The 15,834-nt window shown below is 68.3% G+C and carries 18 protein-coding genes and 1 tRNA gene; 7 read left to right on the top strand and 12 right to left on the bottom strand.

Features of this window, described 5'->3' with window-relative positions; genetic code table 11:
• Positions 1 to 137 precede the first annotated feature (137 nt).
• Positions 138 to 1,142 carry a CAP domain-containing protein gene (locus LWF15_RS04235; protein ID WP_232809020.1) on the top strand — a complete coding sequence of 335 codons (1,005 nt, stop codon included), beginning with the start codon at positions 138 to 140 and terminating at the stop codon, positions 1,140 to 1,142.
• 10 nt (positions 1,143 to 1,152) lie between these two features.
• On the opposite strand, the gene LWF15_RS04230 is transcribed toward LWF15_RS04235, so the two are convergent.
• The 3 genes from LWF15_RS04230 to LWF15_RS04220 all read right to left on the bottom strand — a co-directional run bounded on the left by LWF15_RS04230 (position 1,153) and on the right by LWF15_RS04220 (position 3,518).
• The gene (locus tag LWF15_RS04230) at positions 1,153 to 1,914 is read right to left on the bottom strand and encodes a phosphotransferase family protein (protein WP_232809019.1); all 762 of its coding nucleotides are present in this window, start codon (positions 1,912 to 1,914) and stop codon (positions 1,153 to 1,155) included.
• Positions 1,904 to 3,064, bottom strand: a complete 1,161-nt coding sequence (locus LWF15_RS04225; protein ID WP_232809018.1) for a hypothetical protein — start codon at positions 3,062 to 3,064, stop codon at positions 1,904 to 1,906. Before LWF15_RS04225 ends, LWF15_RS04230 begins: the two co-directional genes overlap by 11 nt.
• Before the next feature lie 172 nt (positions 3,065 to 3,236).
• Entirely contained in the window at positions 3,237 to 3,518 is a 282-nt protein-coding gene (locus LWF15_RS04220) for an Lrp/AsnC family transcriptional regulator (RefSeq protein WP_232809017.1), read from the bottom strand.
• Positions 3,519 to 3,675: 157 nt separating this feature from the next.
• Here LWF15_RS04220 and LWF15_RS04215 point away from each other — a divergent pair, with 157 nt between their 5' ends.
• Positions 3,676 to 4,524: an SAM-dependent methyltransferase gene (locus tag LWF15_RS04215; protein ID WP_232809016.1), complete on the top strand. Its 849-nt coding sequence runs from the start codon at positions 3,676 to 3,678 to the stop codon at positions 4,522 to 4,524.
• A gap of 122 nt (positions 4,525 to 4,646) precedes the next feature.
• Here the strand turns inward: LWF15_RS04215 and LWF15_RS04210 are convergent, their stop codons facing one another.
• Positions 4,647 to 5,195, bottom strand: coding sequence for an ATP-binding protein (locus LWF15_RS04210; protein WP_232809015.1), 549 nt, complete (start codon positions 5,193 to 5,195; stop codon positions 4,647 to 4,649).
• 340 nt (positions 5,196 to 5,535) lie between these two features.
• Between LWF15_RS04210 and LWF15_RS04205 the strand changes: the two genes are divergently transcribed.
• Positions 5,536 to 6,393, top strand: coding sequence for a helix-turn-helix domain-containing protein (locus LWF15_RS04205; RefSeq protein ID WP_232809014.1), 858 nt, complete (start codon positions 5,536 to 5,538; stop codon positions 6,391 to 6,393).
• Between the two features lie 283 nt (positions 6,394 to 6,676).
• Positions 6,677 to 6,910, top strand: coding sequence for a DUF397 domain-containing protein (locus tag LWF15_RS04200; protein WP_232809013.1), 234 nt, complete (start codon positions 6,677 to 6,679; stop codon positions 6,908 to 6,910).
• Positions 6,911 to 6,983: 73 nt separating this feature from the next.
• Here the strand turns inward: LWF15_RS04200 and LWF15_RS04195 are convergent, their stop codons facing one another.
• A complete protein-coding gene (locus tag LWF15_RS04195; RefSeq protein WP_232809012.1) occupies positions 6,984 to 8,144 on the bottom strand; it encodes a PrsW family intramembrane metalloprotease in 1,161 nt (386 codons plus the stop codon).
• Positions 8,145 to 8,223: 79 nt separating this feature from the next.
• Here LWF15_RS04195 and orn point away from each other — a divergent pair, with 79 nt between their 5' ends.
• From orn to LWF15_RS04180, 3 genes are all read left to right on the top strand, one after another.
• Entirely contained in the window at positions 8,224 to 8,850 is a 627-nt protein-coding gene (gene orn / locus LWF15_RS04190) for an oligoribonuclease (protein ID WP_232809011.1), read from the top strand.
• A 132-nt stretch (positions 8,851 to 8,982) separates the two neighbouring features.
• A tRNA-Lys gene (locus tag LWF15_RS04185) sits at positions 8,983 to 9,055 on the top strand.
• Between the two features lie 404 nt (positions 9,056 to 9,459).
• A complete protein-coding gene (locus LWF15_RS04180) occupies positions 9,460 to 10,101 on the top strand; it encodes a TIGR02391 family protein (protein WP_232809010.1) in 642 nt (213 codons plus the stop codon).
• A gap of 77 nt (positions 10,102 to 10,178) precedes the next feature.
• Here LWF15_RS04180 and LWF15_RS04175 read toward each other — a convergent pair whose 3' ends face one another.
• Genes LWF15_RS04175 through LWF15_RS04145 form a run of 7 tightly spaced genes read right to left on the bottom strand, consistent with a single transcriptional unit; the run spans position 10,179 to position 15,731 of the window.
• A complete protein-coding gene (locus tag LWF15_RS04175; protein ID WP_232809009.1) occupies positions 10,179 to 11,339 on the bottom strand; it encodes a tyrosine-type recombinase/integrase in 1,161 nt (386 codons plus the stop codon).
• Complete coding sequence (locus LWF15_RS04170) at positions 11,339 to 11,548, bottom strand: helix-turn-helix domain-containing protein (RefSeq protein WP_232809008.1); 210 nt, start codon at positions 11,546 to 11,548, stop codon at positions 11,339 to 11,341. Before LWF15_RS04170 ends, LWF15_RS04175 begins: the two co-directional genes overlap by 1 nt.
• A complete protein-coding gene (locus tag LWF15_RS04165; protein WP_232809007.1) occupies positions 11,545 to 13,305 on the bottom strand; it encodes a helitron helicase-like domain-containing protein in 1,761 nt (586 codons plus the stop codon). The genes LWF15_RS04170 and LWF15_RS04165 overlap by 4 nt, the downstream gene beginning before the upstream one ends.
• Positions 13,302 to 13,763 carry a hypothetical protein gene (locus tag LWF15_RS04160; protein WP_232809006.1) on the bottom strand — a complete coding sequence of 154 codons (462 nt, stop codon included), beginning with the start codon at positions 13,761 to 13,763 and terminating at the stop codon, positions 13,302 to 13,304. The genes LWF15_RS04165 and LWF15_RS04160 overlap by 4 nt, the downstream gene beginning before the upstream one ends.
• Positions 13,760 to 15,286: an FtsK/SpoIIIE domain-containing protein gene (locus tag LWF15_RS04155; protein ID WP_232809005.1), complete on the bottom strand. Its 1,527-nt coding sequence runs from the start codon at positions 15,284 to 15,286 to the stop codon at positions 13,760 to 13,762. The genes LWF15_RS04160 and LWF15_RS04155 overlap by 4 nt, the downstream gene beginning before the upstream one ends.
• Positions 15,286 to 15,534 (bottom strand): hypothetical protein, encoded by a 249-nt coding sequence (locus tag LWF15_RS04150; RefSeq protein WP_232809004.1) that lies wholly within the window; start codon positions 15,532 to 15,534, stop codon positions 15,286 to 15,288. Before LWF15_RS04150 ends, LWF15_RS04155 begins: the two co-directional genes overlap by 1 nt.
• A complete protein-coding gene (locus LWF15_RS04145) occupies positions 15,531 to 15,731 on the bottom strand; it encodes a hypothetical protein (RefSeq protein ID WP_232809003.1) in 201 nt (66 codons plus the stop codon). The genes LWF15_RS04150 and LWF15_RS04145 overlap by 4 nt, the downstream gene beginning before the upstream one ends.
• Positions 15,732 to 15,834: the final 103 nt, after the last annotated feature.

The following is a 15,834-nucleotide window of genomic DNA, read 5'->3' as shown; positions in this document are numbered from 1 at the left end:
GTCAATGGTCGTTTGACCGCAGATGCCCCAGGTGCTGGCTGTGCGGTTTCTGGACGGGTCTGGCCCGGGATGCGGGCAGACGCGCGGCCGACCTTGTTAGTGCAGGTCAGGGCCTAGGCAGGGGTAGCCTGCGGCAGATGAAGCAGGGTCTGTCCCTGACCGCGGCGGGGGTCACGGTCGCGCTGGTCTCGTTCCTGCCGGGCGGGCCGGCCCAAGCGGATCCGGGGCCGCCGTCGGTAGAGGCAGCGGCGTTCCGGCCGATCGACACCGGTGACCGGGCCGCTGTGCGCGAGGCGGTGCTCAAGCGCTTGCGCCCGGCCCTGGCCGCCAAGGTGAAGTGGAGCGGCTCCGTCTCCGGCTGCGTGGCAGGGAAGCCGGCTCGGAGCACGCAGCAGGCCACGCTCAAGGCGGTGAACTTCTTCCGGGCGATGGCCCAGCTCGATCCGGTGACGTTCGATGCCGGGCTCTCGGCCAAGGCGCAGAAGGCGGCGCTGATGATGGACGCCGAGAACTCGCTGAACCATTTCCCGCCGCGCAGCTGGAAGTGCTGGAGCAAGGCCGGGGCTGAGGCGGCCGGGCGTTCCAACCTGTGCCTGGACTGCACCGGTGCGGCCTCCGTGCTGGAGTACATGACCGATGAAGGGCCCGGCAATACCGCTGCCGGGCACCGGCGTTGGCTGTTGTTCCCGTTCGTCGGCGAGATGGGGAGCGGCATCACGAGCGGGGCCGGGGCGCTGTGGGTCATTCCGGGGGAGCGGGTCAGGGCGAAGAGCCCGGCCTGGGTCTCCTGGCCCACGCCGGGCTATTTCCCCAACGAGCTCGATCCGGCCGGGCGCTGGTCGCTGAGCGCCTCGAACGAGAAGATCGACTTCGCCCGGGCCAAGGTCAGTGTGCGCACCGCCGACGGCAAGGCGCTCGAGGTGCGCCGCCACAAGCCCATCGCGCACGGCCGGCCCAACTACGGCTCGCCCGCCCTGGTCTGGCAGGTAACGGGTTTCGCGCTGCCCACCGGCACCCGCTCGCGGCGGCTCGACGTGACCGTCAGCGGTATCCGGGTCTGGAACCAGGCCGACACCGCCCTGACCAAGAAGAAGATCACCAAGAAGTACTCGGTGCGGTACTTCGACGCCGACGTGGCCTGAGGCCGAGCGGTCACGGCATCCGGGCCCGGAGCACGTCGAACTCGCAGCCCGGGGCGTCCGGGTCGAAACCGTGCTCGATCAGCCAGCGTGAGGCCAGCAGGCTGCGCAGCGACCACCAGGCGCGGATCACCTCCCGGTCGGCGTCGGGGCCGTAGCCGGCGAGGAGATCGTCCAGCCGTTCCTCGAGTCCGAGGGTGAGGGTGGCGAGGTCGGACAGGGCGTCGCCCGGGCCGGCCTCGGACCAGTCGATCACGCCGGTGACCTCGTCGCCGTCGACGAACACGTGGGTGATCTGTAGGTCGCCGTGAACGAAGACCTTCTTCCGGGGTTGCAGTGCCGCCTGGGCGATTTCGCGGTTGTGCCGGACAACTGCGGCCGGTAGCACCGCATTGTCGAGCAACCAGGCGCATTCCTTGTCCAGATCGGCTGCCAGCGAGGCCGGTTCGGGGCCCGGCCAGGGCGGCAGTGGCGCATCGTGCAGCTTTCGTATGGCAGCACCCACGGCTGCCCAGGCCGAGGATGGTGCGGGCGAGGGTTCACCGAGCACGCCGAGCGCCTGGCCGGGCACGGCGGCGATCGCGAGCACCGGCGGTTGGTGCCAGAGAACCGCCGGGGTCGGGATCGGGGCCAAGGCCATCGCCCGCACCTCGATGTCGGCGTGGGCCGGGTCGCCGTCGACCTTCAGGAACACCTCGCCCACGCGAAGGGTTGCGCGTTGGCGGTGAGCTACGACCACTTCGACGTTGCTGCGCTGCACGCGTTCAGCCCTCACGAAGGCGGTCGAGCTGAGAAGGCGTAAGCGGTCGGCGATAGGCGGCCTGCAGTACACGATCACGAGTTTGGACGTCCGTGTCGTCGACCAGCGAGACCCACCAGTCGATTCCGGCTGGGTAGGCCCAGAGATACGAGCGCAGCAGGGGATTGGTGCTGCGCTCGGAAAGGGTGTCGCTGATCGTGGCGTCGGTCCAGTAGGGCACCCGGGCCCGGGCGTGGTTGGCGCACTCGACCAGCGGCACACCCGCGTTCACCGCCAGGTGCAGTTCGGCCCGCACCAGGTTCAGGTAGTGGGCCAGCCGGACGCGGGCGGTCAGTTGGGCGTCGTCCGGGGTGGTGACGAGGGGCAGGGCCTGGGCCAGGCCCTCGAGCATGAACTGGTAGGGCAGGTGTACCGAAAGCAGCCGCACCCAGGGCACATCCGGGTCTTCGGTACAGGCCTGGCTGTAGGCGGCGTACTGCAGGGCGTGGCCGAGCAGTTCGTGCAGGGCGAACTGCCGCGCCTGCACCTCGGTGAAGGTGGAGGAGCGCCGGTTCAGGCGAAGGCGTACATCGGTCCCCGAGCCGTCGAGCCAGTAGGCCCAGTAGTCGTCGACGCTCGTCTGCTCCACCCGCAGCGCGTAGTCCGCCGACGTCCGGACCAGTTCCTGCACAGCCGGTTTCAGCTCCGAGGCGATGGTCGGGATCAGCTCGGCAGCCTGGTCGGCGCTGATCGGCCCTTCCAACTCGAACAGTTCGCGATTCAGGTCCCGCCCCCAGGTCAGGCCCAGGTCCTCGAGGGCGCACACCGCCCGGTCGTACACCTGCCCGATGTGCTGCTCCGGCCAGCCCTCCGCCGCGCATCCCTGAGTTTCGCGCAGATAGGTCTGCAGAGGGTCGCGGCGCCCGAGTAGAGCCCCGACGTAGGCCCGATGGGCTCGCACCACATCGCCTACGTCGCGGGCGGCGGCACCTGACTCGGCGGCCACCGCGCGCAGGCGGGTGAGTTCGCGGTACACCTCGATGCGACTGGTGGCCGGCGGGACCGGTTCGGTCTGCGGGGTGCACTCGAAGTCGATCACCGGGCGCCCGTTCCGGCTGATCTCGTAGGCGTGCCACGACCGGATCACCCGCTCGGCCTGGTCGCGCAGTTGCTTCGCGTCACTCACGCCTCAGGCTAACCAGACGAACCGGAGGGAACCGGACTTTCGTGACCGCTCGGCTCCAGGTGCCGGGCTCGTTTTGGTGCCAGGTCACCGACTATGGACGGGGGACCCGCCTACTCGAGGCGACCCACCCGTCCGTAGCTGGTGGGGTTCGGGCGCAGAACCAGGACGGGACCTAGACGTCGAAGCCCGACGTGAGCGCGTCGTCCACCGCGTCCGGGGCGTAGGTGCGGAAGGCCAGGTAGGTGCGGGTCGAGACCACGCCCTCCACCTTGCCCAGGTGGTCGGCGATGATGTCGGCGAGATCGTCCTGCTTCTCCACCCGGACGATCGCGACCAGGTCGACGTCGCCGGTGACCGAGTAGACCTCGCGCACCCCCTCGATGGCGGCGATCTCGGTGGCGACCTCGGGGATCCGGTCGGGCCTGGCCTGCAGCAGCACGAACGAGGTGATCACGGCCTCAGCGTAGTACCGGTCCGGCACCCGCGGCGCAGTGGGATGGAAGTGCGTAGATGGATTCGGCGCGCGGGGGTTTTCATCCATTCAGGTGGTTATGCGCCAGCTATTAGATTGGTCTGGTCCTGGCGGTTCGACCGCGGAGAGAACGCCGACGATGACGACGCAGCCCCACGATTCCCAGGCCGGCCAGATCGAGGTCGACTGGTCCTGGACGTCGTCCGACGACGACTGGATCCCGCCCGAGATCGACACGTCCCGGCCCAGTGCGGCGCGGATGTACGACTACGCGATCGGTGGGAAGGACAACTACGAGGTCGACCGGCAGGCGGTGCACGAGGTCGCCCGGCTGGTGCCCGACTTCCGCACGGTCGCCCTGGCCAACCGCGGGTTCCTGATCCGCGCGGTGCGGGAGATGGCCGAGCTCGGCATCGACCAGTTCATCGACCTCGGCTCGGGTATCCCCACCTCGCCCAACGTGCACGAGGTGGCCCAGGTGTTCCGGCCCGGGGCGCGGGTGGTCTACGTGGACAACGACCCGATCGTGATGACGTACAACCGGGCCCTGCGCGAGCCCCGCACCGGGGTGCTCGCGCTCGACCACGACCTGCGCCGGCCGCAGTCGCTGATCGACGAGCCGAAGCTGCGCAACCACCTCGACCTCGACCGTCCGATCGGCCTGCTGATGGTCGCGGTGCTGCACTTCGTGCGGCGGGAGATGGCGGTCAAGGTGATCGAGCAGTACCGCCGGCTCCTGCCTGAGGGCAGCTACCTGGCCATCTCGGTGGTCTGCGCCGACGGCACGGCGCCGGGCGTGGTCGAACGTCTGGAGCAGGTGTTCCAGGGCTCCACCACGCCGTTCGTGGCCCGTTCGGCCTCTCAGGTGGAGCAGCTGTTCGACGGCACCCGGCCGCTCGAGCCCGGCGTGGTCGACGTGACGCAGTGGCGCAACAACGAGAAGCCGCTCCCCGTCCGCATTCTCGGCGGGGTCGCGCAGATCAGCTGATCTGCCGCAGGAACACGCCTACCCTGGCCGACCGGCCCGCCCCAGGTGACCAACCGCGTCGGCGAGCGGGCCCGCACTGGTGCCCACAAACGTCCTCAATGACTCAAGGCCCGCCCTCGACCTCAGGCGGCGCCCTGAATCCGGACCTGGGGGGCGGGCTTGTGTGCGGCCGTCTTGGGAAACATGGCCCACACCGACTTACCCGGAGCCCGCTGACCGTCCTGCTCGTCGAGCAGCGTCCAGCCCCAGCACAGGCTCAGCGACTCGACCAGCTGCATGCCCCGGCCCCCACCGGCCGCGGTGTCGCGCGGACGGCGCACCGGCGGCCGGGGACTGGGGTCGGTGACCGAGAGGACGACGTGGGCGCCGCTGCTGACCAGGCTGATGCGAACGCCGTCGATCCGACGGCGGTGCAGTTCGTCCGGGTCGCCCGCGCGGGTGGCGGCATCACGCACACCGTGTTCCAGCGCGTTGGCGAGCAGTTCGGTGGCCACCAGGGCCACGTCGTCCGCGACCGACTCGGCCCCGAGATGGGCCAGACCACGTCTGACCATGGCGCGCCCCTGGGGCACGGCCTGGGGTGTGGCCGGCAGCAGGCAGGTGGCAGAGCCGGCCTCGAGCACGACGGCGTTCTCGGTGCCGTCCTGATCAGGCGACGGTGCGACGTTCACGGACTGCGGCTGTGCAATCACCACGACAGGCCCCATACCTCGTTCCCGACCCCGCAGAGACTCGGCCTTTCGCCGGACCGGTCTCCTCAGGCCACGCAATGTGCCGGTGCAAATGCTACCGCCAAATGCACGTGCATCTCGAGAGTATCCGATTGGTTCGTGCGGATGCACGTGCATCGGGCGTAAATGTGTGAGCAGTCCGAAATCCGACGAAAGTGGCTTCCGCTAGGACTTGGCGTCTCAGAGGTGGCACACTGGCACGGGGTCGCGGCAAACGGACACGAAGAGCCACGCTCATCGGCGATCGGATCCTCTTGACTTCTTGTGAGGTGCACACACTGTGACGACGCCGGGTGGACCGACGGTCCGGCGAATTCTGGTGGGCGCCCAGTTACGACGTCTCCGGGAGTCGAGGAACCTGACCCGGGAGGCGGCGGGGTACCGCATCCGTGCGTCCGAGTCCAAGATAAGCCGTCTCGAGCTGGGCCGGGTCGGATTCAAGGACCGCGACATCGCCGATCTTCTCGAGTACTACGGTGTCGAGGACGAGGCGCAGCGCGAGGCGCTCGTCGCCCTGGCCCGGGAGGCCAACAACCCGGGCTGGTGGCACAGCTACGACGACGTCCTGCCCAACTGGTTCGAGACGTTCGTCGGCCTCGAGGAAGCCGCCAGCCTGATCCGCAGTTACGAGATCCAGCTGCTGCCGGGCCTGCTCCAGACCGAGGCCTACGCCCGGGCGGTGATCAGCGCCGGCGCCCCCAGTGCGGTGGTGGCCGAGGTGGAGCGCCGGGTGAACTTCCGCATCCAGCGGCAGTCGATCCTGCGCCGCGAGAACCCGCCGCACTTCTGGGCGGTGGTGGACGAGGCCGTCCTGCACCGGCCGATCGGCGGCGCGAAGGTGATGCGCGAGCAGGTGGAGCATCTGCTCGACCTGATGACGCTACCGAACGTGACGCTTCAGGTGATGCCGTTCCGCTTCGGCGGGCACGTGGGGGAGGGCGGGGCCTTCACCATCCTGCGCTTCCCCGAGCCGGAGCTGCCCGACACGGTCTACGTGGAGCACCTGACCAGCGCGCACTACCTGGACAAGCCGGACCACGTGGAGCGCTACGCGCAGACCATGGAGCGGCTGACGGTGGACAGCCAGCCGCCGGACATGACCCGCCGCACCCTGCAGAAGATCCTGGCCCAGGCCTGATTCTGCTTGTTCGCAGCCTGCTTTCGGGCTGCCGGGGCTCCAGGGCACTGCCGGGGCACCTGGTTCAGGGGTTAACCCTCTTGTATCTGCACGACATCCTGACTAGGAGTATCTGCTTAACAACGCAGCGTGCAAAACGTACTGGTCAGGCGGTTCACCCTGCCCGTATAGTCCTGAACTGCCCGCCTGTGCGCGCAGATGCACGCGCAGGAGAACGTGCAGGAGAACGTGCCGACGTCTGCATCGACGGCGGCACGTCGTCTGCCAGGACCTGGAGGTCGAGATGTCGCACTTTCACAACGGGATGCGGGCCGATCTGATCGAGGCGGAGTGGAAGAAGTCCGCCCGTAGCAACTCGCAGGGGCAGTGCGTCGAGATGGCGGCGCTGGCGGACGGTCAGGTGGCCATGCGCAACTCGCGCTTCCCCACCGGGCCGGCCCTGATCTACACGCGCGGTGAGATCGAGGCGATGATCCTGGGCGCCAAGGACGGCGACTTCGACCATCTCCTGGGCTGAACCTCGGGGCGGCCCCGTCCCCTCAGGTGAGCGCAGGTGAAGTTCTGGCGGGTGGCCTCGGGCACGACCGGGTTCAGGGATGAGCCGGTCTCGGCAGGAACCGTGAGCGCAGGGTGGAGAGCGTGGCAAGCATTGCGTACTCCGTGCTCGCGGCGTCCGGCGAGGCGGTGCCTCGGGCCATCCGCTCACGCAGGAAGGCGAGCTCGCTCCCGAGCTCCTGGAAGTCACGCATCGCCCGGCGGGACTCGGTGCCGCCGGTGCGCATCGCCCAGCCCCGCGCCTCTCGGCGGGCGGGCAGCGACGCCAGCATCGCCACCTCGGCCTGGGTGAGCCAGCCGGTGCGCCCGTAGATGTCCAGGTGCTGGGCCACCAGCTTGCCCTCGCGCCGGCGGGCCATCAGGGCCAGGGCGATGAAGGCCAGGAAGACAGGCATCTGCAGCACCACGTAGGCCGAGGCGAAGCCGGCCAGCCCCGAAGAGGCCGACCAGTTCCAGGCGCCGTGCAGCAGCACGGCCACCAGATAGCCGGCCACCGGGGCGAGCAGCCGCAGCAACGGCGACCGGCTGCGCACCGCCACCCCGATGCCCACCCCGATCGCCGCCGTGAACAGTGGGTGCGCGAACGGGGAGACCACGCAGCGCAGCAGGAAGACGAACACCGTGCCGCCGCTGCCGGTGTCGGCCAGGGTTCGGCCCAGGTAGAGCACGTTCTCCACGTAGGCGAAGCCGATGCCCGCCATCCCGGCGTAGACGATGCCGTCGACCACCCCGTCGAACTCGCGCCGGCGCATGAGGAGGATCAACAGCACGGCCGCGCCCTTGAGGGCCTCCTCCACCACCGGCGCCACGAACACCGCCGCATGGGTGAGGTCCCCGCCCGCGTTGTTGATCGCGATCAGCGAGGCCGTGTTGATCACCAGGGCGCCGAACGTGGACACGCCCGCCCCCCAGGCGAAGGCCAGGGCCAGCAGGGGCGGCGGCTCCGCCTCGTAGCGGTCCAGCCAGAGGAAGGCCGCGACCACCGGGAACACCGGCACCGCGGCCAGCACCGAACCGGTGATCAGGCCGGGCAGGCCGGTCTCCCGGGTGATCGCGGTGAGGCTGAGCAGGGCCGAGCCGACCAGCACCACCCACAGGATGGTGGTGCGGAAGCGTGGGCGCCGCGGGGCCACCATCGGCGTGTCGGCGGGGACGCCGGCGGGCCGGGCGGGCTGGTACGGGGACGGCGAGCTCACGGCACCAGACTTTAGTGGCGCCCGGTACCCGGCGGTTCATCCAGAGCCGACGAACGCCTCGAAGCGTAGAGTACCGGCCGTGACATCGGAGAACAGCGAACGTTCGCAGGACCGCATCGTCTGGATCGACTGCGAGATGACCGGCCTCGACCTGGGGAAGGACGCCCTCATCGAGGTCGCGGCGCTGGTCACCGATTCCCAGCTGAACATCCTCGGTGAGGGGGTGGACGTGGTGATCCGCCCGCCCGAGGGCGTGGTCGACACGATGGTGGAGGTGGTGCGCACCATGCACACCAGCTCGGGCCTGCTCGCGGAGCTGGACAACGGCGTGACCATGCAGGAAGCCCAGGCGATGGTGCTGGAGTACGTGAAGAAGTGGGTGCCCGACGCCCGCAAGGCCCCGCTGGCCGGGAACTCGGTCGGCACCGACCGCGCCTTCCTGGTGCGGGACATGCCGGAGCTGGAGCAGCACCTGCACTACCGGATCGTGGACGTCTCCTCGATCAAGGAGCTCGCCCGCCGTTGGTACCCCCGGGTGTACTTCGCGTCCCCGGCCAAGAACGGCGGTCACCGAGCTCTGGCCGACATCCGCGAGAGCATCGAAGAGCTGAAGTACTACCGCGAGGTCCTCTTCGTGCCCCAGCCCGGCCCGGACAGCGAGACCGCCCGCGCGGCCGCCAAGAAGTACGTCCTGCCCCCCTCCTGACCTGCTGGGCTCCCCTGCGTGCCGGCTGTGCCGGCCGTCACGCGGGGGAGCCGGGAACCGATTTCGTGCTTCGGCCCGGTGGCTGCTAATGTTTTCAACGCAGCAAGGGGCCGCAAGGCACCGAGCAGCCGAGGGTCATTAGCTCAATTGGCAGAGCAGCTGACTCTTAATCAGCGGGTTCGGGGTTCAAGTCCCTGATGGCCCACCTCCGGCGCAGGCCAGGACCACATCGGTCCTGGCCTGTTCTGCGTCTCTCGGCACTTACTCAGCACTTACTCGTGATGGGTGTCCTTGCCCGTCACGAGCTTGTGTCGGCTCCTGCGCCGAAGGGTGTCACTTGATCATGGAGTGGCCCGACTCCCGGGACGTCCATGTACGACATCGGTACCGGACGGAAAGTCCGGTCGCCCTGCCGGCCTGACTGACTCTCCCCTTAGAGGAACTGAGCGTTGGTCGCGTGGGTGTCGGGGGACGGACGGCGCGGGACTAGAGGGCGCGCCACCTCAGCCCGGCCGAGCAACTCTTGATTCTCAACCGTCATCCGGTTTCACCCATCTGGCCCAATCTCATGGGTTAGGTTCCCTCGGATAACACGGGAGAGGAGACGCTGTGCCCAAGCGGTCGAAATCGTTTTGGTGGGCCATAGGCCTGGGGGTTAGCTTCGGTGTGCTGATGATCGTCGACCCCGTAGAAGGCACCGACAATCGTTGGGTGACCGGCATCGGAAGTGGTGCCCTCTTTGGTGCCTTCTGCTACGGCGTGGGGCGAGTTGGGCACTTCTTGACGAGGGCCATTGGTGTCTACGTGGGTAACGAGAATGTGGCAAGCACGACAGCTTTTTCGGTCACAGAGCTACACCCCCTGATCAAGGTCTCAGGGGAGAGATTGTGGGCACAGGGTCACTGGCGTGCTGCTGTCGACGAGGCGGCCCGCAACGTCAATCATCACTTGCAGCAACGTATGGGCATCGCGTGGGAGAGTGAACGTGCTCTTGTAGAGATGGCTTTCAGCAAGAAGGATCCCGAACCGTCCCAGCCGCGCCTGCGCCCGCCGGGTAACCGCGGCCTGAACACCTACAACAATCGCCTGGAGGGGATGCGATCTCTCGGAGTCGCATGCTTCGCTGGCATTCGCAATCCAAGCGCTCACGAGGCCCAGCTGAATTGGGACCGCGCTTACTGCTTCCACCTGCTGTGCGCGCTGTCCCTCTTCGCCACGTGGCTTGACGAATGCGTGGTGGACTACAGGTAGGTCGAGCGTCACCACAAAGGCAGAACGCCCAAGCCAAAGTTAGGTGGCCGGGGCGTTCTGCACTGCGTGGGTCTGGACTACGGCTCCAGTTCGGGGAACATCTCTTCAAGCACTTCTGCCGTCTGGCGGTCGGTCAGTCGCCGGCCCAGGTAGCGGTCTTGGGTCATGCTCACCTTGGCGTGCCCGAGCTGATCGCTGATCTTCCGGGTCGAGACGTTGGCGTCATCCAGGAAGCTCGCCACGGTCTTCCTCAGGGTGTGGCTGACCATGCCCTCCATCTCTAGCTTGTCCCGGACCTGGCGCCAAACCCGGCGCACGTTCGTCGGATCACGCCACGCACCCAGGCTGTCGGGAAAGACCGGCTCGACGTCGTCCCTGATCCGCTCTCGCCGGTCCTTGAGCATGACCACGGCCCAGTCGGGCAGCGGGATGGTTCGTTCGCCCTTCTCGCCGCTCTTGGTCGAGGGCAGCCGCAGAAGGCCGTGACCGCGACGGCGGATCAGGCGCCAGGCCACATCGACGGTGCCGGCCTCAAGGTCCACCTCGGTCCAGCCAATAGCCAGCGTTTCGCCGATCCGGCACCCGGTGGCCAGCATCATCAGCGTGAGGTCCGGAAGGTCCCAGCGGCTGGCGATCTCGTTCTCCCGGACTGCCTTCAACCAGATCCGCCGTTCGGAGGCGGTGAGCGCCTTGGGTCGGCGCTTCGGCTTGCTTTCGATCCGACCGACCTCTCGCACCGGATTCGACGTCACAGCGCCATTGCGGGCAGCGTGGCGCATGATCCCCGAAATCACGATCTTGGACGAACGAGCGCGGCTTGCAGATTTCTTCCGGATGGTGACCAGGGCGCGGTCGACGACCGGGGTAGTTACCTCCTGAAGCCGGAGTGAGCCCAAAGCCGGTTCGACGTGTGTGCCGTAGATGTATCGGTAGGTGTCGAGCGTTCCGGGACTACGCTCACCCGCATCCACGAGCCGTTCCAGCTCGACGAACCAGAGTTCGGCCGCTTTGCTGAACGGCGAGGCCGGCCCGAGCTGACCAGCACTGATCGGCGTCTGCCGCTCCGCCAACGCTTCCTTGAGCGCACGTTCGGCTGCGGTCCGGCTCTTGCCCGCTCGGCTCACCGGCCTACGCACGCCGTCGAGGTCGCGGAAGTAGGTGCTGGCAACGAAACTCGGGCCCACCTTGCGGGTCGAAATTTTCCCGTAGGTGCCCAGGGGCAACGAGGGACGCGCCATCAGGCCACCTCCGTCCCTATGCCGTTGACCCACGCCACGACGTCCTCAGGCACGTAACGCAGGTACTTGCCCACTTTCCGGGCCGGAGGTCCACCGCCCTGCGACCGCCAGGAGTAGAGCGTCTGCACTGGGACCTGGAGGTACTCGGAGACGTCCGCAACGCTCCACAGAGGTGCGATCCGACGAGGCTGACTATTGGTGGCGTTCATGCCGCACCTTCCATGGTGTTGTGCTGTAGGGGTTTTGGTGGTCGTCCGTCTTTGGCCGCCTCATAGGCAGAGCGCCAGGTTTGGCGTTGGCTGATCGCGTGCAGCAGTCGCGTTGAGAGCGGCGGCAGTTCGTTCGGGTTGACCGGCTCCCACACATACCGGTCGGCGGTCTTGTCGCCGCGGGTGGCGTCGGCGCTGTCGGGGTCGACGCCGAGCAGGGCCAGGACGAAGGCCCGTCGTTCGTGGCGGTGGTCGGTGAGGGTCTTGCCCGACCACTTGCGGGAGACCAGGACGCGCCGGCCTCCGTAGCCGAGGTGTTCGCGGCGGTGGGCTTTGGCCTTGCAGGAGCCGGGGATGAGGCCGGGGCGGGCGTCTTTGGGTTGGATGCCGTAGCGCAGCCAGTTCGCGCAGTGTGGGGAGCAGGGTTCGTAGCGCAGGGCGTGGACGAGGCGGTCGATGTGCGCCTTGACGGCCGGGTTCTCGTTCTCGCCGTGTGCCGTACCCATGGATTTGGTCAGGTACTTGGCCAGGTAGCCCACGCGCCGGTCGGCGTCCGGGGAGCCGGCCAGCAGGCCCTGGATGTCTGCCTGGATACCGAAGCGGACCACGTGCTGGGGTTCGAGGTCGTCATCGGCGTCGAGGTCGTCGAGGGCTTCGTCCCAGGTGGGCAGGACGGCTGCTGTGGTGGGGTCGAGGTAGCCGACTGACTCGCTGGCAGGGTTGCCGGCCAGGTCAGGTGCGTCCGCGTCTTCGTCCCAGACGGGCAGTTCGTCTTCGCGGACGTAGACCGGCGTGTTCGCCTGTGGCCACCAGACCTGGTGGTAGGTGGCGGCGATGACCTGGCGGACCATCTTACGCGGAATGGTGCCCCGGATCGCGATATGCGCGTGCGGGGCCAAGCGCTTCTGGGGTTCGACGGTGGCGAAGTACTGCACGTCATACCCGGCCACGCGTCGCAGGTTCTGCACCAGCCGATCGAGCAGCTTGGGGAAGTGGATCGCATCCCGAGCGGCCCGGCGGTAGTCATACCTGGCCGGATCGAGAGGCACCCCGTTGCCGTCGACGCGCCCATAGCCCGGCAGGGTGACCGTGACGAACATGGACGGCCGGTAGACCTTCCCATCGTTGCCAGGGAACGTCTGTCCCACCGTGGTTTTCGCCATCGTGCGCTTGGGCAGATCGGGCGCGTCCTGGCGGCGGCGAGTTGAGCGCTTCCGGCGGGTGGTCTCGGAGGGTTCGCGTTCGAGTGGTCCGCGCACGCCCAGCTCGGCCAACTCGGCGTCAATGACTTCTAGCGTCTCTGACGCGGCCTCAGCTACGCCGAGGTCGCCGCGGGCGAGGAAGTCGTCCCGGACGGCGGTGACGTCGGCGCGGGCTGCGACCAGGTCTTGCTGGGCGGAGGTGGAGAGGTCTTCTTCGGGGATGGGGTCGGATTCGGCGTGCCAGCCGGCTCGGCATTGGTGCATGCGTAGTCGGCGGGCGCGTTGGGCGCAGGTCGGGCACTTGGATTCAAGGGTTGCCCCGCAGGGGACGTCGACCAGGGTGACTTCGCCGGTGAGGGTGTCGGTGACCCGCTGGGTGATCGGTCGGACGCAGACGCCGTTGGCGATGGCGACGTCTTCGGCGACGTGGAGGGCGACGGGCATGCGGGCGCGTTCGGCGCGGCTGTTGCGGGTCAGGTTCGAGATCGAGGCTGCGGCCGGCTGCATGGGGTTGCCCAGGTTGGCCGAGGCTGTGGGAACGGGGGTGGTGGTCATCGGCGTCCCTTCAGTCGAGGGTGGAGCCAGCCCGGTGGGTGAGCGATGCGGGGGCGCGGGTCGGCGATGTGGCGCAGGGCGTGGACCCGGATGGCGTCGACGGCCTGCGGCTGGGGTGCGGTGTCGTCCCAGTCGCAGGAGGTGCACTGCACTCTCACTGGCCGATCTGTTAGCGAGATGGGGGCCAGGGAGAACGTGACGCCGACATCCGTGACGATCGAGCCAACCGGAGGGACGACGGCCCAGCCTTCCGGCCACACCGCCGGGGTAGGTGATTCAGGCAGGAGGAGGTCATCGGCCGGGTCGGTCTCGTCGGTGGCGGACTCGTTGTGGTCGGGGTTCGTAGGGCTGTGGAAGCGGGACCACCAGGCGGGCGCCGGGCTGGTCTGCCCGGTCGGGTTCTGGTCGTGGCTGGGTTCTGGCATGGCCGTTCCAGGGGTGGCCGGGTTCTCGCTCACGCGTCGTCACCTTCCCCGGTGGTCCAGAAGCGGAAGGGGTAGGACTCATCCGGGCCGGTCTCCCGGCCGGCGGTCGGGTCGGTGGTCGGTGTGTCGGGTAGCGGCGTCCAGTCGCTGTTCTCGGGTGCTGGCCACTGTGAGGCCATGTCGACGATGTCGGTGTCGGACAGGTAGGAGAAGCGGACCCGGACCGGTTCCAGGGCTCCTTCGACGCGGACGTAGGCGATGCCGGGCAAGCTGGCCGGGATCACATGACACGCCGCCCCGCGTTCCAGCGCTCCTTCACCGAGGACCATGTCGACGTGTGCGTCCTCAGCCAGCCGCAACGCGATGCGGTAGGTGAACAGGTCCCGGAACGGCAGCACCTCCTTACGCGGATCCTGCAACGCCGCCAGAACGCTGTAACCGACGGCCCGTCCCTGAGACAGCAGAACCTGCATCGCGCCAGCGACTTTCGCCTTGACGTCCTTGGGGGCGTAGGCGGTCAGGAACGCCAGCTCATCGATCACGATCACTTCCAGCGGATCAGCCTTGGACGGAGTGAAGACCCGTACCCCAGCGTCTTTCAGACGGCGCTTGCGGTCGTTCATGTCCGCCACCGCCCGCTCCAGCAGGGCAAGCATGGCGTCGAGGTCTTCATCGGCGTACTCGGCGAACAGCGCCCGGCCGGGGAACAGCTCCATCCCACCCTTCGGATCCACCCCGCGAAGGCGGACCGTGCCATCAGCAACGGCCGGAGCCAGCGCCCGCACCGTCGACCACAACGCCGAGCCCTTCCCAGACCCGGATGCGCCGGCCAGCAGGACGTGCCGGCCGTTCAGCCACAGACAGAACACCTCACCGTCCTCACCCAGAGCCACAGGCAGGGCATCCAGCACCGGGACCGGCGCAGGTTCCAGCGGTGCGACCAAGTGGCGCAACGGGTCCTTGGCGTAGAACAGCACCCGCACCCGACCCGGAGCGTCCTCAATCACACTGCACCGGTGAGCTGCGTACACATGCCGCAGGCCCTCAGCCCGAGCCGCCACATCGGCGGGTGTCTGGCCGTGCAGCAGGCGCAGGTGCAGCGTGTCGACCACCGCCGTGGACCGAACCCTCGTGACGGCCGGGACGTAGACCTCACGGTCCGGGGTGACGCGGGTCAGGCCGGTTCCGTCCATCGCCGGGTGCCAGCGCCGCTTGTACTTCGTCCACCACCGCCACACACCCCGCGTCGGCTGGGAGACGGCGACGTCGAAGGAGGTCGGCCATCGGTAGGCCCAGATCAGGCCCAGCGCGAGCCACCAGGTCAGGGCCGTCAGCGCCCACAACCCGCCCAGGCGGGACCAGATGACCAGCAGCACGAACGCGGGCAGGGACAGGCCCCAGTACGTGAACGCCTGCCGTAGCAGCCACCGCGAGGCCCGGGCCAGGTGCTTCCCCAGGAACAGCGGGACGGTGACCCACAGCGGGACGACGTAGCGCTGCCGGGTGGTGAGGCCGGTTCCGGCCAGGTCTTCCACCCGGGTGCCGTTGACCAGCATCAGAGGTTGCTCCCATCCGTGGACTCAGTCGCGGTGGTCGAGGTGGCCGTGTCGGTGGTGTCAGGCAGGTTCAGGTCTCGGCGCAGGTCGGCCACGACCTCGCGCAGCAGGACGAGGCGGTCGCTGTCGGGGATGTTCCGATCGGCGTCCAGTAGGACCGAGGCCCGGCCGATGGCGTGGCAGGTGGCGAACAGGTCGTCCAGGTGCCGTAGGTGTGCCTGGTGGGCGCCGCAGTCGTTGCCGCTCACAGGCCACCGCCGTTGGTGTGGTCGCTGTTGGTGAAGGAGATGAACCGGCCACCCTCACCCCGCAGCGGCAACGCGACCAGGTGCGCGCAGTCGGGGCACTGCCCGAAGTGCAGCCGCCCCACCGGGTGAACCTCGGCGCAGGTACGGCACGGCTTGGCCAACGGCCCACGACGCTTACTGCCAGTGCTGGAACGCATTTCAAACCTCAATCCTGGGGAACGTGTGCTGATGACGACGGGCGATGCCCGGAAGGGGCGCCCCGAACCCGGCGAGGGGGACGGGGCGCCACATCACCCGAGC

Origin of the sequence: Kineosporia rhizophila (assembly GCF_021277265.1) — a bacterium.
In the GTDB taxonomy this organism is placed as follows: Bacteria; Actinomycetota; Actinomycetes; order Actinomycetales; family Kineosporiaceae; genus Kineosporia; species Kineosporia rhizophila.
The sequence above is the reverse complement of the archived record's forward strand: the minus strand, read 5'-3'. Positions and strand labels throughout refer to the sequence as shown.